This window comes from Bradyrhizobium sp. ORS 375, from assembly GCF_000239775.1.
GTDB lineage: Bacteria > Pseudomonadota > Alphaproteobacteria > Rhizobiales > Xanthobacteraceae > Bradyrhizobium.
This window is the reverse complement of record NZ_CAFI01000154.1, coordinates 1-22,175: the sequence shown is the minus strand read 5'-3', so window position 1 is coordinate 22,175 and position 22,175 is coordinate 1. Positions and strand designations below refer to the sequence as shown.

The window sequence follows — 22,175 nt, the reverse complement described above, 5'->3', positions numbered from 1 at the left end:
ACGAATGGCAGCAGATAATAGATGCCGAGCGTAATGCACAGGATCGTCCACTTGATGCGCCGGAAGCGGCCGTGCACGGCTGCCGGATAGACCTTGTCGCGCGCCTTGTAGAGCGGCCCGACAATATAGGTTTCGCCCTGGTCAGCCATGATGCCCTCGCTTCATCTTCATCTCGCCCCATCTTCCCGCCGGCTCAGGAGAATGCGTTGCCGCTGCGCAGCCCCAACTTCTTGAACACGATCGCCGCCGGGCAGAAGCCGGTGAACGACGCCTGGATCATGTTCACGCCGGCAAAGGCCGCGAGCAGGAACCAATACGGATTGACATACCAGCCGAGCGCGAGGCTGAGCAGGACGACGAACCCTGCGAAGGTGAGAACTGCTTTATCGACGTTCATGGCATGGTCCTCCATGGTTGCATTTGAGCGTAGTCAACCCGGCGCCGCGGCATCACGGCCGCAGGCCGGACCGTGTCCAGGCGACGATTCGTTGCGAGTCCATCGCACCCGAGATCCGCGCCAGCTCCCTTCCCTTCTGCAGCAGCAGCAGGGTGGGAATTCCGGAGATGCCGAACTTCGCCGAGACCTCCGGCGCCTCGTCGGAGTTCAGCTTCAGAAGCTGCACGCGCGGCTCGAGCTCTTGGGCTGCGCGCGCGAACATCGGCGCCATCGCCCGGCACGGGCCGCACCAAGGCGCCCAGACATCGACCAGCAGAGGCAGGTCGCTATTCGCGAGGTGGCGCGCGAAGGCGGCCTGGTCGACCTCGATCGGATGCCCGGAGAACAGCGGCGCGTGGCACTTGCCGCATTTGCCCTGGGTGGGCGCCCGGCCGGCGGGCAGACGGTTGATCTGTCCGCAATGGCCGCACACCAGTTGAAAGGTCTCGCTCATGTGCCCGTCCTGACTTCCTTGATCTTGGCGATGTTGAGCCGGTCGAGCAGGAACTTCTCGTAGAACGGCTCGGGCGTGCCGCGCTTCATCTTGCGCAGGAAATACTTCTCGAAGGCGACCTTGGCATAATGCACCCACTCCCCCTTCGACGACCAGTTGACGTTGCGCGGCGGGATCTGCGGCTGCGCCAGGAAGGCGACGCCGGAATCGCCGAAATCGGCGAGGCAGATCGCATTCCAGGTCGGCTGCGTCTTCGGTGCCTCGCCGCGCAGCAGCGCGCCGATGTTCAGCGCGGTCGCGGTGACCATCGACTCGATCATGAAGCCGGTCTTGGGCACGCCAACCGGCACCGGTGTCGGCCCGATCGGCGGGATCGCGACGCAGACGCCGATGGCGAATACGTTGGGATAGGCCGGATTGCGCTGATGCTTGTCGACGACGACGAAGCCGCGCGGATTGGTCAGCTTGTCGATTCCCCTGACGGCGCCGACGCCGCGGAACGCCGGCAGCATCATCGAATAGGCGAACGGCAGCTCATGGGTCTTGCGCACCGAGCCGTCGTCGGCCACTTCCTCCACGAACATTCGGCCGTCTTCAACCTTGGTGACGCGCGCGCTCGTGATCCACTTGACGTGCTTCTCGCGCATCTCGCTCTCGAGCAGCCCCTTGGTATCGCCGACGCCATCGAGCCCGAGATGGCCGATATAGGGCTCGGAAGTCACGAAGGTCATCGGCACCTGGTCGCGCATCTTGCGGCGGCGCAGCTCGGTCTCGAGGATGAAGAGGAATTCGTAGGCCGGCCCGAAGCAGGACGCACCCTGCACCGCCCCGACGATGACGGGCCCTGGTTTCTCAGCCAGCTTGTCGAAAGCGGCCTTGGCATGGGCGGCGTGATCGACATGGCACACCGACTGGGTGTGGCCGTCGGGACCGAGCCCCGGGATCTCGTCGAAGGCGAGCTCGGGGCCGGTGGCGACGACGAGATAGTCGTAGGCGACCATCGTGCCGTCCGTCAGCTCGACCTGGTTGTCGTCCGGGTGCACCCTTTTGGCACCCTGGGTCAGCAGGCGGATGCCCTTGCGCTGCATGACGTCGACGAGATCGATCTCGATGTCGTCGCGCTTGCGCCAGCCCACCGCCACCCACGGGTTGGAGGGCACGAAATGATACGAGGACCCCTGCGAGATGACGGTCACGCGGTCCTCCTTTCGCATCTGGGGCAGCAATTCATAAGCCATCAGGGAGCCGCTCAGCCCCGCTCCGATCACGACAACGTCCGCCATTTGGGTCCTCCATCGCCTTGCTTCGTTCTTGTTTCGCTCGAGCCGCGACCTCCCGGGCCGGCCTTGACTATATATTCGAATATCTGTATATACGCAACTATGAAATTTGATGCTGACATCATGGAAGTGGCGGCCGACCAGGCCAGTGACCTGTTGAAGGCGCTGTCGAACCGGCACCGGCTCCTGATCATCTGCCAGCTGGTCGACGCTGAACGGTCGGTCGGCGAGCTGGCGGCATTCCTCGGCCTGCGCGACTCGACCGTCTCGCAGCACCTCGCTTTGCTGCGCAAGGACGGTCTGGTCACCGCCCGGCGCGACGGGCAGACCATCTACTACTCGATCGCCAGCGAGCCGGCCCGCGAGGTCCTGAAGACGCTCTACCAAGTCTATTGCACGGCCCGGCCGCCCGGATCGAGATCAAGACTATGACGGCGTCCAATCGCCGACTTGACCGGCATCAAGTGGGAACCCGCATCCCGGTGGGATGTCTGGACCGCCCGTTTCGCCCAACCACACGATTTGATTCAAGCCAGACAGGATGAGGCCGATGCGCAGATTATCGCTCCTGACCTTACTCGCCGCGATGGCCTGCCAGCTGAGCTCGCAGGCCGCGCCGGCCCTTGCCGAAACGCTGACGGTGACCCCGCGCCAGGTCGCCGACGAGAAGGCGGTGTTCGCGACGGTGGAAAGCGTCAGCGTCGTCCCGGCGCGCGGCCGCATCGGCGGCACGGTGGCTCAGCTCTCCGTGCGCGAGGGCGACCCGGTCAAGCGCGGTCAGCCGATCGCCTTGATCGGCGACGAGAAGCTGGCGCTTCAGCTCAAGTCGCTCGACGCCCAGATCGAGGCGCTGCAGGCCCAGGCCAACCAGGCGCAGATCGACTTCACCCGCACCGAGGGACTCGTCGAACGCGGTACCCTGCCCCGGGTCAAGCTCGACGAGACCCGCACCGCGCTCAATGTCGCCGAAAACGGGCTGCGGGCCAAGACCGCTGAGCGTGCTGTGGTCAACCAGCAGATGAGCGAGGGCCAGGTGCTGGCGCCCGATGACGGCCGTGTGCTGAAGAAGCTCGTCGTCGTCGGATCCGTCGTGCTTCCCGGCGACCCTGTGGTGACCGTGGCGCAGCAGAACTTCAAGCTGCGGCTGCGCGTGCCCGAGCGCCACGCCCTGTTCCTGAAGGCCGGAGACAAGGTCCGCATCGATGGCGCCGAGTTCGGCGACAGCGGCGACAAATGGGGCGTGATCGACCTCGTCTATCCGCAGATCGAGGAAGGCCGCGTCGTCGCCGACGCGATCGTCCAAGGTCTCGGCCAGTACTTCGTCGGCGACCGGCTGCGGGTGTGGATCTCCGGCGGTCAGCGTGACGCCTATGTCATCCCCTCCCGCTACGTCACCACCCGCTTCGGCATCGACTACGTCCGGCTCCAGCAGGGATCGCAGCAAGTCAGCGTTCCGGTGCAGCGCGGCCGCGCTTTGCCGAGCGCCGATCTTCCCGATGGACTTGAAATCCTGTCCGGCCTGCGCGCCGGCGACCAATTGGTGCAGCCGTGAAACTTGGACTCTCAGGCAAGCTGACCCAGGCGACCATCGCCTCGCCGCTGACGCCGCTGTTCCTGCTCGCCTCGCTGGTGGTCGGCCTCATCGCCGTCGTCGTGATCCCGCGCGAGGAAGAGCCGCAGATCAGCGTGCCCATGGTCGACATCCGCGTCAACGCCGACGGACTGCGTGCGCCGGATGGCGTCGAGCTGGTGACCAAGCCGCTGGAGACGATCGTCAAGGCGATCGACGGTGTCGAGCACGTCTACAGCCAGACCGAGGACGACCGCGTCATGGTCACCGCGCGGTTCCTGGTCGGCACCAAGTTCGAGGACGCGATCCTGCGCGTCCATGAGAAGCTCCGCGCCAATCTCGACCGCATCCCCGTCGGCATCCCCGAGCCGCTCATTGTCGGGCGCGGGATCAACGACGTCGCCGTCACCGTGCTGACCCTGTCGCCGAAGCCGGAAGCTGCCGAGCGCTGGTCCGACAAGGACCTCTATGAGCTGGCCGACAAGCTGCGCGCCGAGCTGACCAAGGTCGACAATATCGGCCTGACCTACATCTCCGGCGGTGGCGCCCAGCAGATCCGTGTCGAGCCCAGCCCGGAGAAGCTGTCGCTGTTCGGCGTCACCTTGCAGCAGCTCGTCGCCAAGGTGAAGGATGCCAATCGCTCCTTCCTCGCCGGCGACGTCCGCGATGGCGGCATCGTGCGCAACGTCACCGCCGGCCAGACGCTGACGGGCATCCCGGATATCGGCCTCCTGCTGATCTCGACCCGCGACGGCCGCCCGGTCTATGTGCGCGACGTCGCCACCGTGGTCATCGGCCCCAATCTCGCCGAGCACCGCGTCTGGGACGACGCCCGCAACGACAAGGGCGATTGGCATCGTGTGCCCGCCGTGAGCCTGGCGCTCGCCAAGCGCGCCGGCGCCAATGCGGTCGTGGTGTCGCACGACATCGGGCAGCGCCTCGAAGGGCTCAAGGCCAGCCTCATTCCGAGCGACGTCGCGGTCACGGTGACACGCGACTATGGCGAGACCGCCAATGAAAAAGCCAACGAGCTCTTGTTCCATCTCGGCCTCGCGACGATCTCGATCGTCGTGCTGATCGCGATCGCGATCGGCTGGCGAGAGGCGCTCGTCACCTTCATGGTCATCCCGACCACGATCCTGCTGACGATGTTCGCCGCCAACCTGATGGGCTACACCATCAATCGCGTCAGCCTGTTCGCGCTGATCTTCTCGATCGGCATCCTGGTCGACGACGCCATCGTCGTGGTCGAGAACATCGCCCGCCATTGGGGCATGCGCGACGGCCGTCCACGCCTGCAGGCGACCATCGAGGCGGTGGCCGAGGTCGGCAATCCGACGATCGTCGCCACCCTGACAGTGGTCGCCGCCCTGCTGCCAATGCTGTTCGTCTCGGGGCTGATGGGCCCGTACATGGCGCCGATCCCGGCCAACGCGTCAGCTGCGATGCTGTTCTCGTTCTTCGTCGCCATGGTCGTGGCGCCGTGGCTGATGCTGCGGCTCGCGCCGAAGCAGAGCGCCGCTGCCGCCGGCGCGGATCACGATGCCAGCCACGACGCGCATGGCGAGGGCCGGCTCGGCCGCATCTACCGCAGCGTTGCCCGCCCGATCGTCGCCAGCAAGCGCTCCGCCTGGATCTTTCTGCTCGGCGTCGGCATCGCCACGCTGCTGTCGATGACGCTATTCGCAACCAAGTCCGTCACCGTCAAGCTGCTGCCGTTCGACAACAAGTCGGAGATCGCGGTGATGGTCGATCTGCCGGAAGGCGCGAGCCTGGAGGATACCGAGCGGACGCTGTTCGCCGCAGCCGATATCGCGCTTCAGCTGCCGGAGATCAGCAACGTGCAGAGCTATGCCGGCACGGCGGCGCCATTCAACTTCAACGGTCTCGTCCGGCACTATTACCTGCGCGAACGCCCGGAGCTCGGCGAACTCCAGGTCAATCTCGCCGCCCGCGGCGACCGCAAGCGCTCGAGCCACGACATCGCGCTCGACTTGCGGCAGCGGCTGAAGGCCGTCTCGGTGCCCTCGGGCACCAGCATCAAGGTGGTCGAAGTGCCGCCCGGGCCGCCGGTGCTGGCGACCTTGCTCGCCGAGATCTACGGCCCGGATGCGGCCACCCGGCGGGCCGTGACGACCGAGCTGAAGAAGGTGTTCGCCGACGTCCCGTTCATTGTCGACATCGACGACTCCATCGGTCAGCCTCGGCCGCGGCTGCGGCTGTCGATCGACCAGGACAGCCTCGAATACTTCGGGGTGGAGCAGCGCGATGTCTACGACACCATCCAGACGCTGTTCGGCGGCGTCTCGGTCGGCTACTCGCACCGCGGCGAGGACCGCAACCCGATCGAGATCGCGGTCAAGTTGCCGAAGCGCAGCAAGAGCTGGAGCCAGGCCCTGGCCTCGACGCCGGTGCCGGCCAACACCCTGCCCGGCAGCAAGACCGTGGTCGAGCTCGGCCAGGTCGTGAAGGCCACGATGGAAGAGGGATCGCCGATGATCTTCCGGCGTGACGGCCGCTTCGCCGATATGGTGATGGCCGAGCTGGCCGGCCGCTTCGAGGCCCCGCTCTATGGCATGCTCGCGGTTGCCGACCGCATCGATGCGCATGACTGGGGCAAGCTGCCGAAGCCGGTGATCGGCTTCCATGGCCAGCCCAAGGACGAGTCCCATCCAACCTTGCTGTGGGACGGCGAGTGGGAGATCACCTATGTCACCTTCCGCGACATGGGCGCGGCGTTCGGCGCGGCCATCCTCGGCATCTACGTGCTGGTGGTGGCGCAGTTCAAAAGCTTCAAGCTGCCGCTGGTCATCCTGACGCCGATCCCGCTGACCCTGATCGGCATCCTGCTCGGCCATTGGCTGCTCGGCGCGCCATTCACGGCGACCTCCATGATCGGCTTCATCGCGCTCGCCGGCATCATCGTCCGAAACTCGATCCTGCTGGTCGACTTCATCCGGCACAGCGGCGGTGAAGGCAAGACGCTGCGCGATGTCGTGCTGGAGGCTGGCGCGGTGCGCTTCAAGCCGATCCTGCTGACTGCGCTTGCGGCGATGATCGGCGCGGCGACGATCCTGCTCGATCCGATCTTCCAGGGGCTGGCGATCTCGCTGCTGTTCGGCCTGGCCTCCTCGACCCTGCTCACCGTGCTCGTCATCCCCGCGATCTACATCGCGCTGCGCGAGCCCGTCAAACCCACCATGAAAGCACCCTAGGACATGTCCATGACCAAGAATTACAACGAGATCTGCAAGGACATCTCAGGTAACCTGAAGACGCTGCGCAAGGACATCCCCGATGTCATGCAAGGCTTCTCGGCGCTGGCGCGGGCTGCCGGCGCCGACGGTGCGCTCGACAAGAAGACCAAGGAGCTGATCGCGCTCGCGATCGGCGTCGCCGTCCGCTGCGACGGCTGCATCGGCTTCCATGCCGAGGCGCTGGTCCGCCTGGGCGCAACGCGCCAGGAGGTCGAGGAAACGCTCGGCATGGCGATCTACATGGGCGGCGGCCCGTCGCTGATGTACGCGGCCGACGCAATCGGCGCCTTCGAACAGTTCCAGCAGCAGGCGGCCGCTGTCGCGTGAGGCGCGTTTTCGTCCGCTCAGCAGCCCCAGCGCAGCGCGGCGGTGTGCACCGGCGCGTCCCACAGCGCCAGCGTCGCATCGTCGAGCGCGCTGACGGTCAGCGAGCAGCCGGCCATGTCGAGCGAGGTGACGTAGGAGCCGACCAGCCCGCGTGCGATCGAAAGCCCACGCGCTTCGAGAATGCGCCGCGCGGAGTTGGCCATGAGATAGAGCTCCATCGCCGGCGTACCGCCGAAGCCGTTGACAAGCAGCAGGCACGGCGTGCCGGGCTTGGCCGCGAGATCCGCCAGGATCGCGCCCATCATCTCCTCGGCGATCGCATCCGCCGATGCGAGCTTGACCCGGCGTCGGCCGGGCTCGCCATGAATGCCGACGCCCATCTCCATCTCGTCCTCGCCGAGCGCGAAGGTCGGCTTGCCGGCGGCCGGCACCGTGCACGAGGTCAATGCCACGCCCATCGAGCGGGTGCGCTTGTTGACGCCGTCGCCCAGCGCCTTGAGTGCGTCGAGATCGCGCCCCTGCTCGGCCGCAGCGCCGAGAATCTTCTCGACCACCAGCGTGCCCGCGACGCCGCGACGGCCGGTCGAATAGGTCGAGGTCTCCACCGCGACGTCGTCGTCGGTGATGACGGTCGCGACCTTCGTCTCCATCATCTCCGCGGCCATGGCGAAGTTCATCACGTCGCCTTCATAGTTCTTGACGATGAACAGCGAGCCGCCACCGGTCTCGACCGCCTGCGCAGCCGCCAGCATCTGGTCGGGCGTCGGCGAGGTGAACACCTGGCCCGGGCACGCCGCGTCGAGCATGCCATGGCCGACGAAGCCGGCGTGCAGCGGCTCGTGGCCGGAGCCGCCGCCGGAGATCAGCGCGACCTTGCCCGGCTTGAGGCTCTTGCGGCGGACGAACTTGTTGTCCTCGCCGAGCGCGACGATGTCGCCATGGACCGCGGCAAAGCCCTGCAGGCTCTCGGTCAGCACGGCGTCGACGGCATTGATCAGCTTCTTCATGGCTTGCCTCCCTGTTCGGCATCGTCCTTGTTTTCATTGGCGGAGATCAGCGCGGAGATGCCGCGCGCGACGCCGGTGATGATGCGGTCGGCATGGGCGTTCAGCGCGTCATCACCGAAGTCCGGCAACTCCACGACCAGGCGCCGCATCGGCCGCAGCGTTTCGGCATCCTCGAGGCGGCCGGGATGCGCTGCGCGATAAGCGGCGAGGAACGTCTGCTGCTCATGCGGCGAGAAATGGCAGATGTGGAAGATGGTCTCAATATGCTGCAGCGGAATCGGGGTCGGATAGGCCGGATTGATGATCTGCGAGATGAAGCTGCGGTTCTTGCCGATCGCCTCCGCCAGCCGCTGCCGCGTGCCCGACGGGCGGCTGTCGATGACCGCGCGCAGGATCGCCTTGTATTCGGCCAGCGGATTTGCGGCCTGCTCGCTCATGCGCCCTCGCCCCGTCTGGCGAGATCGAGCTCGCGGATCGCCGCTTTCACCTGCGGCAACAGGCCCGGCGACACCGAGAGGGCGCGCACGCCAGCCTTGAGCAGCGCGGGGATCGCCCTGACGTCGCCGGCTGCATCGCCGCAGATCGACACGTCGACGCCCCTTGCCCGCCCTGCACCGACGACATGCGCGATCATCGCAAGGACTCCTGGATGCAGCACGTCGGCATAGTCGGCCACCTCGGCGCCGTCTCGCGACGCCGCGGTGGCGTATTGGGTGAGATCATTCGTGCCTATCGAGAAGAAGTCGGCCGCAAAGTGCTGCGCAGCGAGCGCTGCCGCCGGCACCTCGACCATGATGCCGAAGGCCGGCTCCGCAAAGGCGACGTTGCCGCCGGCAAGCTCATCCAGCACCGCGCGCCAATGCCCGCGTGCCGCATCCAGCTCGGCCACGTTCGTCACCATCGGCAGCATGACCTTCAAGGGCCCGAGGACCGCTGCGCGCGCCAGCGCACGCAGCTGAACGCGGAAGATGTCGGGATGGCGCAGCGACAGGCGGAGGCCGCGCAGGCCAAGAAACGGGTTGCTCTCACCATCCAGCGTATAGCCCGGAATCGGCTTGTCGCCGCCGGCGTCGAGCGTGCGGATCGTCACCGGGCGTCCATCGGCCCAGCGCACCAGCTCGGCATAGGCGCGGTATTGCGCCTCTTCGTCGCGGAGAAGATTGGCGGTGAGGAACTCCGTGCGGGCGAGACCCACGCCATCGCAGGCGCGGGCCGGCACGGTCGTCATATCGGCTGGACCGGAGATGTTGACGAGGACAGCGACGGCCGTTCCGTCGCGCGTCAGCGCCGGCTCGCACTGGCGCGCGATGGCATTGGCCTTGCGGTGCATGAGTTCATCACCCTCCGCGCGGGCGCTGAGGAGCAGTTCCGGACTGGGATCGACAACGACGACGGCGCGGCCACCATCGACCAGCACCTGTCCCGTCAGCCTCTCCCAGGCCTGGCCGAGCCCAACCACCATCGGCACGCCGCGACCGCGCGCGAGCATCGCGACGTGACTGGTCGGGCTGCCCTCGCCCAGCGCAATGCCGCCGCCCTTCGACCAATCGACACCAAGGAAGGTGGACGGCGCGAGATCACGCGCAACGATGATTGCGCCGCTCGGAAGCTCGCCATCGTCCCCCAGTCCGAACAGATGCCGCAGCACGCGATCCCTGATGTCAGCAAGATCAGCGGCGCGCGCACGGAAATACTCGTCATCGGCGGACTCATAGCCCGCGATCTCCTCGGCCATCGCCGCGCGCCAGGCGAGATCAGCCGCGGCGCCGCGCTCGATCCGGGCGTAGGCCGCTTCGGTCAACGCATCGTCCTCGAGCAGCGCCATCTGAAAGCCGATCAGCTCGGCGGCATCCCCCTCGAGCCGTTCGATCAGCTCGGCGACCGCCTGCCGCGCACGCACCACCGCCGCAGCCAGCGCGGCGTGCTCCTCGGCGATCGAGCCTTTCGCCCGGCTGGCCGCCTCCAACGCACGCAGGATCACAGCCGGTCCGATCGCCAGCCCATCAGACGCCGCGCGCCCGACGATGCGCTGTTCCATCGTCACTCCTCGTCAAACTTGCGGTTCACGAGCTCGACCAGCGCGCGCACTGCCTCCTCCGCGTCAGGGCCGTTCGCACGCATGAAGAGCGTCTCGCCCTTGGCCGCCTTGACGCGCATGATCTTCACCGGACTCTTGGCATCCGTCCAAGGCCCGTCAGCCGCGATCGCGATCTCCACCGTGGATTCAAAGCGCTTGGCGAGCTGGGTGAGCTTGACCGAGGGGCGCGCGTGCAGCCCGACCTCGTTGGTCAACAGCGCATGCGCTTTCACATCCTGCATGCCGATCTCTCCACCGTCAGCCATTGTCGTCTCCACTCATCCACCCATCAGCTCTTCGGCGGTCGCCCGGACTGCGTCGAGCGATGAGCCGCCAGAGGCCTCCGTCGCGGCCATGACGGCGCCCTCGACCAGCGGCGCATTGCAGATCACGATCCGCTCACGCCGTTCCTCCGGCATCATCTCCACCGCCATCTCGCTGTTGGTCTCGGCGCCGCCGAGATCGACCAGGATCGCTACCCCCTGCTCCGACCAGGCCTTGTCGATCGCGCCCACGATGGCGCCGACATCCGTGCCGAGCCCGCCATCTGCATTGCCGCCGACGGCCGCCAGCGGCACGCTGTCGCCGACCATCTGCCTCACCATGTCGGCCGCGCCCTCCGCCACCTTGGCGGAATGCGACACGATGACGATGCCGACGTTCTTCTGCTCACCCATGTTCAGGCCTCGTTGAATACGCTGCAGATCGCCTGCACCAGCAGGCTGGACGAGCGCGCGCCGGGGTCCATATGTCCGATCGAACGCTCGCCGAGAAAGGAGGCGCGACCGCGGATCGCCTTCATCGGCACGGTCGCATCGGCCGCCTGGGCGGCGACCGCAGGCAGGCGGGTCGCGAGATCGTCGCCATTCGCGGCAAAGGCCGCCTGCACGGGGATCAAGACGTCGAGCATGGTCTTCTGCCCTGCGTCAGACTTGCCGCGCGCTTTCACATCCTCGATCGCGCGAGCCAACGCCATCGCGGCCTCGGCCGCCGTCGGCTCCGCGGGCAGCGCCTTGCCCAGCCCCATCGCGAGCGTGCCGTAGAGCGGACCGGAGGCGCCGCCGACCTTCATCACCAGCGCCATGCCGATCGCCTTCAACGCGTCAGGCAGCGGCTTGGCGGCGATCGTGTCGGCCTCGGCGAGCACCGCTTCGAAGCCGCGCTTCATGTTGAGGCCGTGGTCGCCGTCACCGATCGCGGAATCGAGCGCCGTCAGCTCCTCGGCATGGGCGATGACGGCATCAGCCATCGCCCCGATCAATCGACGCTTGAAATCCTGGTCCATGCCCTATCTCACCCGCTGGCCATCCCGGTCGAACAGCAGCGGCCGGGTGAACTCGATAGCGACGGCGTCGCCGACTTTCAATTCCGTATCCGGGTCGACCAGGCTGACGATGGTCTGATCACGCAACGTGATGTGAAGATGGTTTTGATCGCCGAGATGTTCGATCCACTTCACCCGCGCGTCAGCATCCTTGGACGTGCGCCGGACCATCATGTGCTCGGTCCGCGCACCGATCGTGGCCACGCTGCCGGGAACCGCGAGATCGGGGAACAGCGCCCGTGGCAAGAGATTGATGCCGGGGCTGCCCAGCCGGGTCGCAACATAGGTGTTGGCGGGGTCCTCATAGATCTCGCGCGGGGTGCCGAGCTGCACCAGGCGGCCCTGATCGATGACGCCAACGCGGTTGGCGAGCGTCATCGCCTCGATCTGATCGTGGGTCACGTAGAGCATGGTCGCGCCGAGATCCTGCTGGATGCGCTTCAGCTCGATGCGCAGCTCGGCGCGCAGCTTGGCGTCGAGCGAGGACAACGGCTCGTCGAGCAGCGCGATCGCGGGCCGGCGCACGAGCGCGCGGCCGATCGCGACGCGCTGCATCTGGCCACCGGAGAGCTGCGTGGCGCGGTTGCCGAGCTTATCCTCGATCCGCAGCATCGCCGCGACAAGGCCAACGATCCGCTTGATCTCCGCTTCCGGCGTCTTGCGCACCGGTGAGCGCAGCGGGAAGGCAAGATTGTCGTAGACCGACAGATGCGGATACAGCGAGTATTGCTGGAACACGAAGGTCACGTCGCGCGCCGCCGGCGTCGCGTTGGTCTGGTCGACACCGCCAATGATCACCGAACCATGATCAGGCGTCTCGAGTCCGGCCACCAGCCGTAACGTCGTCGTCTTGCCGGCGCCAGTCGGCCCGAGCAGCACCACGAGCTCGCCGTCGCGGATGGTCAGCGAGAGATCGCGCACGGCCGGTTTTGTGGCGAAGGATTTGCTGATGGCGTTCAGTCGCGTCTCAGCCATGACGGCCTCCCCTCACCGGCTGCTCGTACAGCGCCGTCCGTATCGCCCGTCCGGTCGCCGCATTGAACAGCGACAGCCGGTCGGCGCGGAAGCTCAGTCCGACCGGTTCCGCCCGCTCGACCCGAACCGCGGCCGGGATGCGCGCCTTCACCATGCCATGCGCCGTGGTGATCGTGACGATCTGGGTGGTGCCGAGATATTCCGCGCCGAACACCTCGCCTCGCAGGCCACCGTCAGTCGTGAGCATCACCTGCTCCGGCCGCACACCAAGCACGAGCTCACCGGCGGCCGCGTCCTCTCGCAGCTCCGGCACACCAATCTCCGTGCCGTCGATCTCGACACGAGTCGCACCGGCCGCGAGCCTGGCATCGAAGCGGATGAAGTTCATGGCCGGTGAGCCGATGAAATCCGCGACGAACATCGATGCCGGACGATCATAGATCTCCTGCGGCGTGCCGAGCTGCTCGACCACGCCGCGATTCATCACCGCGATCTTGTCGGCCATCGACATCGCCTCGAGCTGGTCATGGGTGACGAACACGGTGGTCGCCTTGAGCCGATCATGCAGCGCGCGCAGCTCGCCGCACATGATGTGGCGGAACTCGGCATCCAGCGCGCCAAGCGGTTCATCCATCAAAAACGCCTTTGGCTCGCGCACGATGGCCCGGCCGAGCGCGACGCGCTGGCGATCACCGCTGGACAGACCGCTGACGGGACGATTGATCAGGTGGTCGATGCGCAGGATGCGGGCCGCTTCCTCGACGCGGCGCTTGATCTCCGCTTTGGGTACGCCCATCGAGACCAGTGGAAAGGAGATGTTCTTGCGGACGTTCATATGCGGGTAGAGCGCGAACAGCTGAAACACCATCGCGATGTCACGCTCCCGGGCGCGGCGGAACGTGACATCCTCGCCTCCAAGGCTGATCGTGCCCGAGGTCGGCAGCTCGAGGCCGGCGATCATGCGCAAGGTCGTGGTCTTGCCGCAGCCGGACGGACCGAGCAGGCAGAAGAACTCGCCATCGGCAATGGTGAAGCTGGCGCCGCGCACAGCCGCGAAGTCGCCGAACTGCTTGACGAGGTTTTCGATCCGGATCTCGGCCATGACGTCAGTCCGGAAACTTCGAGACGATGGTGAACATCACGACACCGGCGAGCGTGGTGACAAAGGAATAGGTGTAGAGCACCAGCGCGAAGGGCTGCAGCAGCATCAGCACGCCGGCTGCGATCAGCACCGTCGCGACGCTCTCCATCGGTCCGCGCCGCAGCGCTCGGGGCCAGCGTGAGCCCGCGAGATCAGCCGGTCGATCCTGCGCAACCTCGCTCATTTGCGCACCGCTCCAAAGGTGATGCCGCGCAACAGGTGCTTGCGCAGCAGCACGGTGAACACGACGATGGGGATCAGGAACAGCGTGGTGCCCGCCGCGACCGCCGGCCAATCCTGCCCGCCCTCGCCGATGATGATCGGAATGAACGGCGGCGCGGTCTGCGCCGTGCCGGAGGTCAGAAGCACCGCGAAGGCATATTCGTTCCAGGCGAAGATCAGGCAGAAAATCGCGGTCGCGACGATGCCGGTGGTCGCCTGCGGCAGCACGACCTTGAAGAAGGCCTGCAGCCGCGTGTAGCCGTCGACCATCGCCGCCTCCTCATATTCGCGCGGGATCTCGTCCATGAAGCCCTTCAGCAGCCAGACCGCGAGCGAGATGTTGACCGAGGTGTAGAGCAGGATCATGCCGAGCCGCGTGTCGGACAGACCGAGCTCGCGATACATCAGATAGATCGGGATCGCGACGGCAATCGGCGGCATCATCCGGGTCGACAGGATGAAGAACAGCAGATCGTCCTTGAGCGGCACCTTGAATCGGGAGAACGCATAGGCCGCGAGCGTGCCGAGCACGACCGACAAGGCGGTCGAGCCGAAGGCGATCACGAGCGAGTTCACGTAACGCGGGATGTAGTTCGACGGACCGGCGATCACCATGTTGCGGTCACGCGAGATGCGGTCACACAGGCCCGACGGTGGCGGCAGCTTGGCCATGTAGTCCGGCGCCTGGCGGCTGCGCGTCGTGAACAGGTTGCAGTAGCCCTCGAGCGTCGGTTCGGCGACGATCTTCGGCGGATAGGCGATCGCATCCGAAGGCGACTTGAAGCCGGTCATCACGATCCACAGCAGCGGCACCAGGGTGATGACCGCATAGGCGATCACTACCACGGCCGCGATTCGCTTGGTGAGCGGCGACGGATCGACCACGGAGTGGGCGGTAACGAGACCGGTCATCGGCTTTTCACCCGGTTGAGCGCCTTGACATAGATGTTGGCGAGACCGAACACGGTGACGAACAGGATGATGGCGAAGGCCGAGGAATAGCCGGTGCGCCACTTTTCGAACGCCTCGCGCTTCAACGTGATCGAGGCGACCTCGGTGGTCGAGCCGGGCCCGCCGCCGGTCAGGAGGTTGACCATGTCGAACATCTTGAAGTTCTCGATGCCTCGAAACAGCACCGCAAGCATGATGAAAGGCAGCGCCATCGGCAGCGTGATCGACCAGAACTGCCGCCAAGGCGAGGCACGGTCGACCTCGGCCGCCTCATAGATGTAGTCCGGGATCGAGCGCAGGCCTGCGAGACAGATCAGCATCACGTAGGGCGTCCACATCCAGCTATCGACGATGACGATCGCCCACGGCGCCAGCGGGACCTGCGCCAGCATCTGGAACGAGGATGCCGGTGCGCCGGTCAATGCCGAGATGATGTAGTTGAACAACCCGATCTGGGGTTGATACAGAAAGGTCCAAAAATTTCCGACAACGGCCGGCGAGAGCATCATCGGCAGCAGGATCAGGGTGGTCCACAGGCCGTGGCCACGGAACTTCTTGTCGATCAGCCACGCCAAGGCGAAACCGAGCAAGGTCTGGATCAGGATGCTCCAGAACACGAAGCGCGCGGTCACCGTCATTGCCGCCCACACATCCGGATCCGTCAGGATCGACTGATAGTTGGCGAGCCCGACGTCGAGCACCGTCGCGTTGGGGCGGTTGGCGCGGTAGTTCGTGAAGGACAGCCGAATGGTCCAGATCAGCGGGAAGATGTTGATCGCGAGCAGCAGCAGCATGGTCGGCGTGATGAACAGCCAGGCGATGGCACGCTCGGACAGGCCGCGGACGCGCCGCGCCACGACGGGCGGAGTCACCAGGGCGGCGCGGTCGACGAGGCCGCTCAATCCGGTTTGATCGGTCATGCGAGGGACTACTTCACTGCTGCATCGAGCTTGCGTTGAGGGGCTTTCGGTCCATCCGGCAGGCCGAGCCTGCCGGATGGAATGTTGATCGTTCCTCGCCTGCGGTCGCGAGGTGCCCCGCGTCAGAGCTTGCCGTCCTCCTTGAACACCTTGGTCCAGTCGGAGATCAGCCCGTCGAGCGCCCCCTTGGCGGTGCCCTGGTCGGCGACGACGTAGTCATGAACCCGCTTCTGCATGGCAAGCAGCAGCTGCGCGTAGGACGGCTCGGCCCAGAAGTCGACCACCTGGTCCATCGCCACCAGGAAGTCGGCGGCGAACGGCGCGGTATTCTTGAAGTTCGGGTCGTTCAGCACGCCCTTGTGACAGCTGTAGCCGCCGAGCGACCACCACTTCTTCTGGGTGTCGAGCGAGGCGAACCATTTGATGTAGGCCAGGGCCTCGGCACGGTTCGGCGAATAGGCCACAACCGAGATGCCCTGCCCGCCGAGCTGCGAGCCCTTCTCCTTCTGCGCCGGATTGACGAAGAATCCGATCTTGTCGCCGCCGACATTCGGATCCTTGTAGAGGCCCGGGAAGAACGCGAACCAGTTCATCTGCAGCGCGACCTGGCCGGACTTGAAGGCGTCGAGGCCCTCCTGCATGTAGCCGTTCGAGTAGCCCGGCGGCGTGCAGCACTTGTACAGTGCCTTGTAGAATTCGAGTCCCTTCACCGCGTCGTCGGAGTTCACGAAGCCCTGCATGTCATACGGCTTCTTCGGGTTCTGGTACTTGAAGCCGAACGGATAGAGCGCGTTGGTGACGCCCATGGTGATGCCTTCCGAGCCGCGCTCGGTGAAGATCGCCGCGCCATAGACGGTCTTGCCGTCGATCACCCGCTTCTGGAAGAACTCGGCGATGTCCTTCAGCTCGGCTTGGGTCTTCGGCACCTCGAGCTCGCGGCCGAACTTCTTCTTGAACTCCTCGCGGATCTCCGGCCGCGCAAACCAGTCCTTGCGGTAGGTCCAGCCATTGGCGTCGCCCATCGCCGGCAGCGCCCAGTAGTTCGGCGAGCCCTTCGGCCATTCGGCGTAGCCGGTGACGGTGGCCGGCATGAAGTCGGAGATCTTGATGCCCTCCTTGTCGAAGAACTCGTTGAGCTTGACGTAGTGGCCGTTCTCCGCAGCGCCGCCGATCCATTGAGAATCGCCGATCATCAGGTCGCACAGCTTGCCCTTGGAGTTCAGCTCGTTGAGCATGCGGTCGGCGAAGTTCGGCCATGGCACGAACTCGAACTTCATGTTGACGCCGGTCTTGGCGGTGAAATCCTTCGACAGCTCGACCAGCGCGTTGGCCGGGTCCCACGCCGCCCAGCACAGCGTGATGGTCTTTCCTTCGGCCCGTGCCGGCGCGGATGCGCCGAGCACTGTCGCGGCGGCGACGGTCGCCGTCAGTGCAAATGTCTGCAGCAACTTCATCTGGCACTCCCTCCCTGTTGGCGCCGCCCTGCCTTTGCGCAGGTGACGGCGATCTCGGCCCGCAGCCCAAGGCTGCTGTCACAACGACAGCGGGAGCTGCAAGCGTTTCCCCATGGCTCCGGGTCATCCGCCCGAGTTAAGTATTTTGTTTAGTAAATTCACGCCGACTAAACATGTCAAGCGCGATTTGGCCGGATCAGCGACGCAGCATGTTTAGCGCATGCGGTAACCGGTTCGTCTGTCGATGTATTTTCCGGAAGTGGCCGGAGGACATTTTCCTGCGGCAGGTCAGCGCGTCCTCCTCGGACCCAACCTTAAGATGCGTTCGTGTCAGTCAGGCATCAGTGCGACGCCGCAGCCGACGCGATCCGGGTCAACGACGAACCGCCCCGAGAGACGGGCGACGGCGGCCGGCCACCCCGTCTTGAGAACACGCGCCTCGAACGTGCCGGACGCCCACTCGATCGCGAGCTCGACATCCTGGAAATCGAGGAAGCCGCCCGTGATCGGATACTGACACTTATAATAGGCTTCCTTGGCGCTGAAGATCAGGATCGGCAGCACCGGACGAAGCACTGGAAGCTGAGACTCGAGCCACTGCCGCTCTGCGCGTGTCAGCACAAGATCCTGCATCGCGGGATCGAGCTCACGCTTGTCCTCCACGTCGAGGCCAAGGGAGCGGATATCGCGGCTCCGCGCGACGACCACCGCACAATAATCCGAGCAATGCGAAATACTTCCGGTGTAGCCTAGCGGCCAGACCGGCGAGCGGTCCGGCGCCGGCACGAGCGAAACCAAGGGGGCTCCGAGGGCTGCGAGCGCCTTCCGCGCGAGAACTCGCGCCGACGCGAACTCGGCCCGCCGTTTCGGAACGGCGGCCTGGACGAAGGCGCACTCGTCGGCAAACAGCTCAGCATCAGGCAGCAGCGTAGAGGCCTCCACCACCACCGGGCCAGGAAACAGAGCTGCAATCGACGTCATCAACATGCCTTCGACTCAATGAGCCTTCGATGCAGTGGCCCCCACCCGCAGATGGTCGCGGTGATCCACACCGAACGCCCATCGTTGTACATACGTATCGGTGTTCACGCACCATCAGATTGGCATGGCGGCCCTCGCGGCGCGACCACCCGAATAGGAATGATAGCCGTCGCTCCGGCGTCGGATGCCAACCCATCAGTCATATCGAGATACGACGCGCAGTGCCGGCGCGCGAGCCATGTAGTTGTCACGTCTGTGCACAACACAGCCACGCGCTTGTTCGCGTTTGCACCAAATTATATGGTGCGACTTATGCGATAGTTCATAAGGATGCATCTTCCATTAGGATATTCTGACGTCATGATTCGGTGCGCGGCAACTCCGTCGGACAAATGAGCGCAGCTCCCAAGCTCGATACACGCTTCATTCCGACGCTGGCAGGTGCAGCCATCGTCATGTCGCAGCTATCAAATTTCGTGTTTGCTCCGGCCCTGCCGGAGATCGGTCGATACTTTGAGATTTCAGCTGGCCGATCGCAGATGCTGATGAGTGTTTTTTTGACCGGCTACGCATCCGTCCAGATCGTAGTGGGACCGCTGGCGGACCGTTTTGGTCGCCGCCCCGTGCTGATCGGAGGCGTCGGGCTGCTTGCGCTCGGCGCCGTTACCGCGGCGGTGGCGCAGATGATCGCCGGCGTGTTCGTCGGCATCTTCATTCTGTCGGTGGGCGCAGGCGTCCTCCCGACCGTCGGACAGGCAATGATTCGCGACAGCCGTGATGCACAGGCGACATTGATGATCCTCGCCCGCCTCGGCACCGCGCTGGCCCTCGCTTCGGCGCTGACGCCGATCATCGGCACCTCGCTGGTCGGAACGCTCGGCTGGCGCGGCCTGTTCGCCGTGCTGGCAGCCGTCGTGCTCGCGCTCGGTCCGTTTGCCTTTGCCAGTCCCGAAACGCTCGCGCCATCTGCCGAGGAGCACAAGACGCGGCCCCATCTCGAGGTCACGCTGGAGAGCTACCGGATCGCGCTCGGCCAGCGCCGACTGGTGCTCTACGCCACCATGATCGGCTGCCTGACCGGGGCGCTGACCATCTTCTTCATCGGCGCCCCCTTTCTGTTCATGCACAAGCTGAAGGTGTCGGTGCACACCTACGGCATCCTGGCTTTCGTCGCCTTCCTCCCCTTCATCATCGGATCGATCGTGGTGCGGGAGTCGCTGCGGCGGCAATGGCTGTCGCTGCAAGCCAACATTCTCGTCGGCTGCAGCCTGGCCGTGATCGGTGCCGCGATCGGCTGGCTGACCAGCGTGCTCGATCCATCGGTGACGCTGATCCTGCTGGCGGCGGGCACCTTCACCTTCGGGCTCGGCATGGCGGTGGTGGTCGGCCGGTCGGCGGCTCTGAGCGAGGCAACGCGAGACATCGCGACATCGTCGGCGCTGGTCACCTTCCTGATGACGGTGCTGGCGGCGGCCATCTCGGCCACCGCCGGCTTCATCGAAACCACCGAGCATGCGCCGATCTTCAGCCTGATGTTCGTGAGCGCGCTGATCGGCTTCGCCGCCGCCTTTGCGGGCAACTCCATCGCACGTGCGGCCGTCGCCACATGACGACGCCGTCAGTGCCTCCCGGCAGCATTGCGATCGTCGGCATGGCCGGGCGCTTCCCCGGCGCGGCCGACGTGGCCCAATTCTGGTCGTTGCTGCGGGAAGGCCGCGACGGAGTCCGCCGTCTGTCGCGCGAGGAGCTGATTGCGGCTGGTCTCCCCGCCTCGCTCGTCGATCATCCCGACTACGTGCCGGCAAAGGGCCTGATCGAGGATGGTGATTGCTTCGATGCGGAGTTCTTCGGGATTCCGCCGCGCGAGGCCGCCTATCTCGATCCGCAGCACCGCTGGTTTCTGCAGAGCTGCTGGCACGCGCTCGAGGATGCCGGCTGCGATCCCGCCGCCTTCAAGGGCTGGATCGGCGTGTTCGCCGGCGAGGCCGAGCAGAGCCATCAGTCCGCGCTGCTCGCGCGCTCGCGCGACGTCGTAGAGGCCGCCAGGTCGACGCCGATCTTCTTCGGCAACAGCCCCGACTTTCTCGCCACCCGCGTTTCCTACAAGCTCGATCTGCGCGGCCCGAGCCTGACGGTACAGACCGCCTGCTCGACCTCGCTGGTCGCGGTCCACCTGGCCTGCCAGTCGCTGCTGACGTTCGAGTCGGATCTGGCACTTGCCGGCGGCGTCTCGATCAGCACGCCCAATGCCGAGGGCTATACGTTCGCTCATGGCTCGGTGGAGTCCCCGGACGGCTGTTGCCGCCCGTTCGATGCCGGTGCCGCCGGCACCCTGCCGTCGAATGGTGTCGGCGTGGTCGCGCTGAAGCGGGCCGAGGATGCGCTTGAGGCCGGCGACCGCATCTATGCGCTGATCCGCGGCACGGCCATCAACAATGACGGCGGCCGCAAGGTCGGCTTCACGGCGCCCAGCATTCAAGGCCAGGCGGATGTGGTGACGCTCGCGCGCAAGGTCGCCGGCGTCGATCCCGCCGAGATCGGCTTCATCGAGGCGCACGGCACCGGCACCGTCATGGGGGACCCGATCGAGATCGCCGCGCTCGCCGAGGCGTTCGGACCGGCCGCGCCGGGAGCGCAGCCGTGCTGGATCGGCTCTCTGAAAAGCAATGTCGGGCACCTCAAGGCCGCAGCCGGCGTGGCCGGCCTGATCAAGGCGGCGCTGGCACTGCATCACCGTGAGATCCCGCCGACGCTGCATTATCGCGCGGCAAATCCCAAGCTCGAACTCGGCCGCACGCGCTTTGTGATCAACGACCGCCTGCAGCCATGGACATCGGACCGCGCCCGTCTTGCGGCAGTGAGCTCGTTCGGTATCGGCGGCACCAATGCGCACGCGGTGCTGCAGGAAGCGCCTGCTCCGGCAAGAAGCGAGACGACGAACGAACGTCCGTTGATCCTGCCGCTGTCGGCTCATGATGACACGGTCGCCGATGCCATGGTCCGCCAACTCGGCGACGCGCTGTCGGCACCTCGGCCGCCCGACCTCGCCGACGCTGCCTTCACCTTGCAGACCGGCCGTCGCCACTTCGCCCGACGGCGCGCGATCGTTGCGGCACATGCAAGGGAGGCTCTGGATGCTTGCCGTAGCGGAGCGGTGATCGCCAGTCGCGTCGGCGCGATGAAGCGACCACTGTGCTTCATGTTCCCGGGCCAGGGCGCGGAGTTCGCCGGCATGGGCAGCGGCCTGCTCCGGTGCGAGCCTTTGTTCAAGGACACCGTCGACCGCTGTGCCGCGACGATCCTGCGTCTGACGGGCACCGACATTCGCAAAGTCCTTGGCGAAGGCCGTGCTGATGGCGCCGTTCTCGGCGACACGCGCTGGACGCAGCCGGCCCTGTTCGTGATCGAATACGCGCTGGGCCGCGTGCTGATGTCCTGGGGGCTGACGCCGGATCGGCTGATCGGCCACAGCATCGGCGAGCTCACCGCCGCCTGCATCGCCGGCGTCATGCCGGAAGATGCCGCGCTGGCGCTCGTCGTCGCCCGTGGCGAAGCGATGCAGGCGAGCCCTGAGGGCGCGATGCTCGCGGTTGCGCTGAGCGAAGCCGCGATCGGTGAGCTCGGCCCCGATCTGCGGCTCGCTGCAATCAATACAGCCGCGCAATGCGTGATCTCCGGATCGCCAGAGGCGATCGAAGCACAGGACGCGCGGTGGAAAGCGCACGGCGTGCAGACCCGGCGGCTGCCGGCCACGCGCGCCTTTCATTCACATCTGCTGCAGCCTGTGCTCGACATGTTC

The 22,175-nt window shown here is 65.8% G+C and carries 22 protein-coding genes and 1 pseudogene; 6 read left to right on the top strand and 17 right to left on the bottom strand.

Annotated features, from left to right (window positions below; genetic code table 11):
- The 4 genes and pseudogenes from BRAO375_RS38555 to BRAO375_RS13325 form a co-directional block, all read right to left on the bottom strand.
- A pseudogene (locus tag BRAO375_RS38555) lies at nt 1-149 on the bottom strand (cytochrome c oxidase accessory protein CcoG); the annotation flags it as partial.
- Nucleotides 150-193: 44 nt separating this feature from the next.
- Nucleotides 194-397 carry a YgaP family membrane protein gene (locus BRAO375_RS13335; RefSeq protein ID WP_009027996.1) on the bottom strand — a complete coding sequence of 68 codons (204 nt, stop codon included), beginning with the start codon at nt 395-397 and terminating at the stop codon, nt 194-196.
- 52 nt (nt 398-449) lie between these two features.
- The gene (trxC, locus tag BRAO375_RS13330) at nt 450-890 is read right to left on the bottom strand and encodes a thioredoxin TrxC (protein WP_009027995.1); all 441 of its coding nucleotides are present in this window, start codon (nt 888-890) and stop codon (nt 450-452) included.
- Nucleotides 887-2,173, bottom strand: coding sequence for an NAD(P)/FAD-dependent oxidoreductase (locus BRAO375_RS13325; protein ID WP_009027994.1), 1,287 nt, complete (start codon nt 2,171-2,173; stop codon nt 887-889). Before BRAO375_RS13325 ends, trxC begins: the two co-directional genes overlap by 4 nt.
- Nucleotides 2,174-2,293: 120 nt before the next feature.
- On the opposite strand from BRAO375_RS13325, the gene BRAO375_RS13320 reads away from it, so the two are divergent.
- The 4 genes from BRAO375_RS13320 to BRAO375_RS13305 all read left to right on the top strand — a co-directional run bounded on the left by BRAO375_RS13320 (nt 2,294) and on the right by BRAO375_RS13305 (nt 7,324).
- Nucleotides 2,294-2,602: an ArsR/SmtB family transcription factor gene (locus BRAO375_RS13320; RefSeq protein WP_175345321.1), complete on the top strand. Its 309-nt coding sequence runs from the start codon at nt 2,294-2,296 to the stop codon at nt 2,600-2,602.
- A 118-nt stretch (nt 2,603-2,720) separates the two neighbouring features.
- Nucleotides 2,721-3,722, top strand: coding sequence for an efflux RND transporter periplasmic adaptor subunit (locus tag BRAO375_RS13315; RefSeq protein WP_009027992.1), 1,002 nt, complete (start codon nt 2,721-2,723; stop codon nt 3,720-3,722).
- Nucleotides 3,719-6,955, top strand: a complete 3,237-nt coding sequence (locus tag BRAO375_RS13310) for an efflux RND transporter permease subunit (protein WP_009027991.1) — start codon at nt 3,719-3,721, stop codon at nt 6,953-6,955. The genes BRAO375_RS13315 and BRAO375_RS13310 overlap by 4 nt, the downstream gene beginning before the upstream one ends.
- Nucleotides 6,956-6,964: 9 nt before the next feature.
- Nucleotides 6,965-7,324 (top strand): carboxymuconolactone decarboxylase family protein, encoded by a 360-nt coding sequence (locus tag BRAO375_RS13305; protein ID WP_008961564.1) that lies wholly within the window; start codon nt 6,965-6,967, stop codon nt 7,322-7,324.
- Nucleotides 7,325-7,341: 17 nt separating this feature from the next.
- On the opposite strand, the gene dhaK is transcribed toward BRAO375_RS13305, so the two are convergent.
- The 13 genes from dhaK to BRAO375_RS13240 all read right to left on the bottom strand — a co-directional run bounded on the left by dhaK (nt 7,342) and on the right by BRAO375_RS13240 (nt 18,376).
- Nucleotides 7,342-8,331, bottom strand: coding sequence for a dihydroxyacetone kinase subunit DhaK (gene dhaK / locus BRAO375_RS13300; RefSeq protein WP_009027990.1), 990 nt, complete (start codon nt 8,329-8,331; stop codon nt 7,342-7,344).
- Nucleotides 8,328-8,768 (bottom strand): hypothetical protein, encoded by a 441-nt coding sequence (locus BRAO375_RS13295; RefSeq protein WP_009027989.1) that lies wholly within the window; start codon nt 8,766-8,768, stop codon nt 8,328-8,330. Before BRAO375_RS13295 ends, dhaK begins: the two co-directional genes overlap by 4 nt.
- Nucleotides 8,765-10,369 carry a phosphoenolpyruvate--protein phosphotransferase gene (ptsP, locus tag BRAO375_RS13290; protein ID WP_009027988.1) on the bottom strand — a complete coding sequence of 535 codons (1,605 nt, stop codon included), beginning with the start codon at nt 10,367-10,369 and terminating at the stop codon, nt 8,765-8,767. Before ptsP ends, BRAO375_RS13295 begins: the two co-directional genes overlap by 4 nt.
- Nucleotides 10,370-10,371: 2 nt before the next feature.
- Nucleotides 10,372-10,674 carry an HPr family phosphocarrier protein gene (locus BRAO375_RS13285; protein ID WP_052536084.1) on the bottom strand — a complete coding sequence of 101 codons (303 nt, stop codon included), beginning with the start codon at nt 10,672-10,674 and terminating at the stop codon, nt 10,372-10,374.
- Nucleotides 10,675-10,686: 12 nt separating this feature from the next.
- A complete protein-coding gene (dhaM, locus tag BRAO375_RS13280) occupies nt 10,687-11,085 on the bottom strand; it encodes a dihydroxyacetone kinase phosphoryl donor subunit DhaM (protein WP_009027986.1) in 399 nt (132 codons plus the stop codon).
- Nucleotides 11,086-11,087: 2 nt separating this feature from the next.
- On the bottom strand, nt 11,088-11,693 hold the full coding sequence (gene dhaL, locus BRAO375_RS13275) for a dihydroxyacetone kinase subunit DhaL (RefSeq protein ID WP_009027985.1): 606 nt from the start codon (nt 11,691-11,693) through the stop codon (nt 11,088-11,090).
- A gap of 3 nt (nt 11,694-11,696) precedes the next feature.
- Nucleotides 11,697-12,707: an ABC transporter ATP-binding protein gene (locus BRAO375_RS13270; protein WP_009027984.1), complete on the bottom strand. Its 1,011-nt coding sequence runs from the start codon at nt 12,705-12,707 to the stop codon at nt 11,697-11,699.
- Nucleotides 12,700-13,809 (bottom strand): ABC transporter ATP-binding protein, encoded by a 1,110-nt coding sequence (locus tag BRAO375_RS13265; protein ID WP_009027983.1) that lies wholly within the window; start codon nt 13,807-13,809, stop codon nt 12,700-12,702. Before BRAO375_RS13265 ends, BRAO375_RS13270 begins: the two co-directional genes overlap by 8 nt.
- Nucleotides 13,810-13,813: 4 nt before the next feature.
- The gene (locus tag BRAO375_RS13260) at nt 13,814-14,032 is read right to left on the bottom strand and encodes a hypothetical protein (RefSeq protein ID WP_009027982.1); all 219 of its coding nucleotides are present in this window, start codon (nt 14,030-14,032) and stop codon (nt 13,814-13,816) included.
- On the bottom strand, nt 14,029-14,982 hold the full coding sequence (locus BRAO375_RS13255; RefSeq protein ID WP_009027981.1) for a carbohydrate ABC transporter permease: 954 nt from the start codon (nt 14,980-14,982) through the stop codon (nt 14,029-14,031). The genes BRAO375_RS13260 and BRAO375_RS13255 overlap by 4 nt, the downstream gene beginning before the upstream one ends.
- Complete coding sequence (locus BRAO375_RS13250) at nt 14,979-15,941, bottom strand: carbohydrate ABC transporter permease (protein WP_009027980.1); 963 nt, start codon at nt 15,939-15,941, stop codon at nt 14,979-14,981. Before BRAO375_RS13250 ends, BRAO375_RS13255 begins: the two co-directional genes overlap by 4 nt.
- Before the next feature lie 122 nt (nt 15,942-16,063).
- The gene (locus tag BRAO375_RS13245; protein WP_009027979.1) at nt 16,064-17,395 is read right to left on the bottom strand and encodes an ABC transporter substrate-binding protein; all 1,332 of its coding nucleotides are present in this window, start codon (nt 17,393-17,395) and stop codon (nt 16,064-16,066) included.
- A gap of 330 nt (nt 17,396-17,725) precedes the next feature.
- Nucleotides 17,726-18,376 (bottom strand): 4'-phosphopantetheinyl transferase family protein, encoded by a 651-nt coding sequence (locus BRAO375_RS13240; protein WP_064742411.1) that lies wholly within the window; start codon nt 18,374-18,376, stop codon nt 17,726-17,728.
- Between the two features lie 392 nt (nt 18,377-18,768).
- Between BRAO375_RS13240 and BRAO375_RS13235 the strand changes: the two genes are divergently transcribed.
- The gene (locus BRAO375_RS13235; RefSeq protein WP_009027977.1) at nt 18,769-19,986 is read left to right on the top strand and encodes an MFS transporter; all 1,218 of its coding nucleotides are present in this window, start codon (nt 18,769-18,771) and stop codon (nt 19,984-19,986) included.
- Nucleotides 19,983-22,175 (top strand): type I polyketide synthase (locus BRAO375_RS13230; protein ID WP_035640201.1); only part of this gene is annotated, 2,193 nt, incomplete at its 3' end. The genes BRAO375_RS13235 and BRAO375_RS13230, both read left to right, overlap by 4 nt.

What these genes read in the sequence shown, in the direction of transcription:
- ptsP (WP_009027988.1), bottom strand. Translation starts at nt 10,369, where the DNA reads ATGGAACAGCGCATCGTCGGGCGCGCGGCGTCTGATGGGCTGGCGATC.
- dhaL (WP_009027985.1), bottom strand. Translation starts at nt 11,693, where the DNA reads ATGGACCAGGATTTCAAGCGTCGATTGATCGGGGCGATGGCTGATGCC.
- BRAO375_RS13305 (WP_008961564.1), top strand. Translation starts at nt 6,965, where the DNA reads ATGACCAAGAATTACAACGAGATCTGCAAGGACATCTCAGGTAACCTG.
- BRAO375_RS13265 (WP_009027983.1), bottom strand. Translation starts at nt 13,809, where the DNA reads ATGGCCGAGATCCGGATCGAAAACCTCGTCAAGCAGTTCGGCGACTTC.
- BRAO375_RS13270 (WP_009027984.1), bottom strand. Translation starts at nt 12,707, where the DNA reads ATGGCTGAGACGCGACTGAACGCCATCAGCAAATCCTTCGCCACAAAA.
- BRAO375_RS13315 (WP_009027992.1), top strand. Translation starts at nt 2,721, where the DNA reads ATGCGCAGATTATCGCTCCTGACCTTACTCGCCGCGATGGCCTGCCAG.
- BRAO375_RS13295 (WP_009027989.1), bottom strand. Translation starts at nt 8,768, where the DNA reads ATGAGCGAGCAGGCCGCAAATCCGCTGGCCGAATACAAGGCGATCCTG.
- BRAO375_RS13245 (WP_009027979.1), bottom strand. Translation starts at nt 17,395, where the DNA reads ATGAAGTTGCTGCAGACATTTGCACTGACGGCGACCGTCGCCGCCGCG.
- BRAO375_RS13255 (WP_009027981.1), bottom strand. Translation starts at nt 14,982, where the DNA reads ATGACCGGTCTCGTTACCGCCCACTCCGTGGTCGATCCGTCGCCGCTC.
- BRAO375_RS13335 (WP_009027996.1), bottom strand. Translation starts at nt 397, where the DNA reads ATGAACGTCGATAAAGCAGTTCTCACCTTCGCAGGGTTCGTCGTCCTG.
- dhaK (WP_009027990.1), bottom strand. Translation starts at nt 8,331, where the DNA reads ATGAAGAAGCTGATCAATGCCGTCGACGCCGTGCTGACCGAGAGCCTG.
- BRAO375_RS13250 (WP_009027980.1), bottom strand. Translation starts at nt 15,941, where the DNA reads ATGACCGATCAAACCGGATTGAGCGGCCTCGTCGACCGCGCCGCCCTG.
- BRAO375_RS13325 (WP_009027994.1), bottom strand. Translation starts at nt 2,173, where the DNA reads ATGGCGGACGTTGTCGTGATCGGAGCGGGGCTGAGCGGCTCCCTGATG.
- dhaM (WP_009027986.1), bottom strand. Translation starts at nt 11,085, where the DNA reads ATGGGTGAGCAGAAGAACGTCGGCATCGTCATCGTGTCGCATTCCGCC.
- trxC (WP_009027995.1), bottom strand. Translation starts at nt 890, where the DNA reads ATGAGCGAGACCTTTCAACTGGTGTGCGGCCATTGCGGACAGATCAAC.
- BRAO375_RS13260 (WP_009027982.1), bottom strand. Translation starts at nt 14,032, where the DNA reads ATGAGCGAGGTTGCGCAGGATCGACCGGCTGATCTCGCGGGCTCACGC.
- BRAO375_RS13235 (WP_009027977.1), top strand. Translation starts at nt 18,769, where the DNA reads ATGAGCGCAGCTCCCAAGCTCGATACACGCTTCATTCCGACGCTGGCA.
- BRAO375_RS13320 (WP_175345321.1), top strand. Translation starts at nt 2,294, where the DNA reads ATGGAAGTGGCGGCCGACCAGGCCAGTGACCTGTTGAAGGCGCTGTCG.
- BRAO375_RS13285 (WP_052536084.1), bottom strand. Translation starts at nt 10,674, where the DNA reads ATGGCTGACGGTGGAGAGATCGGCATGCAGGATGTGAAAGCGCATGCG.
- BRAO375_RS13240 (WP_064742411.1), bottom strand. Translation starts at nt 18,376, where the DNA reads ATGACGTCGATTGCAGCTCTGTTTCCTGGCCCGGTGGTGGTGGAGGCC.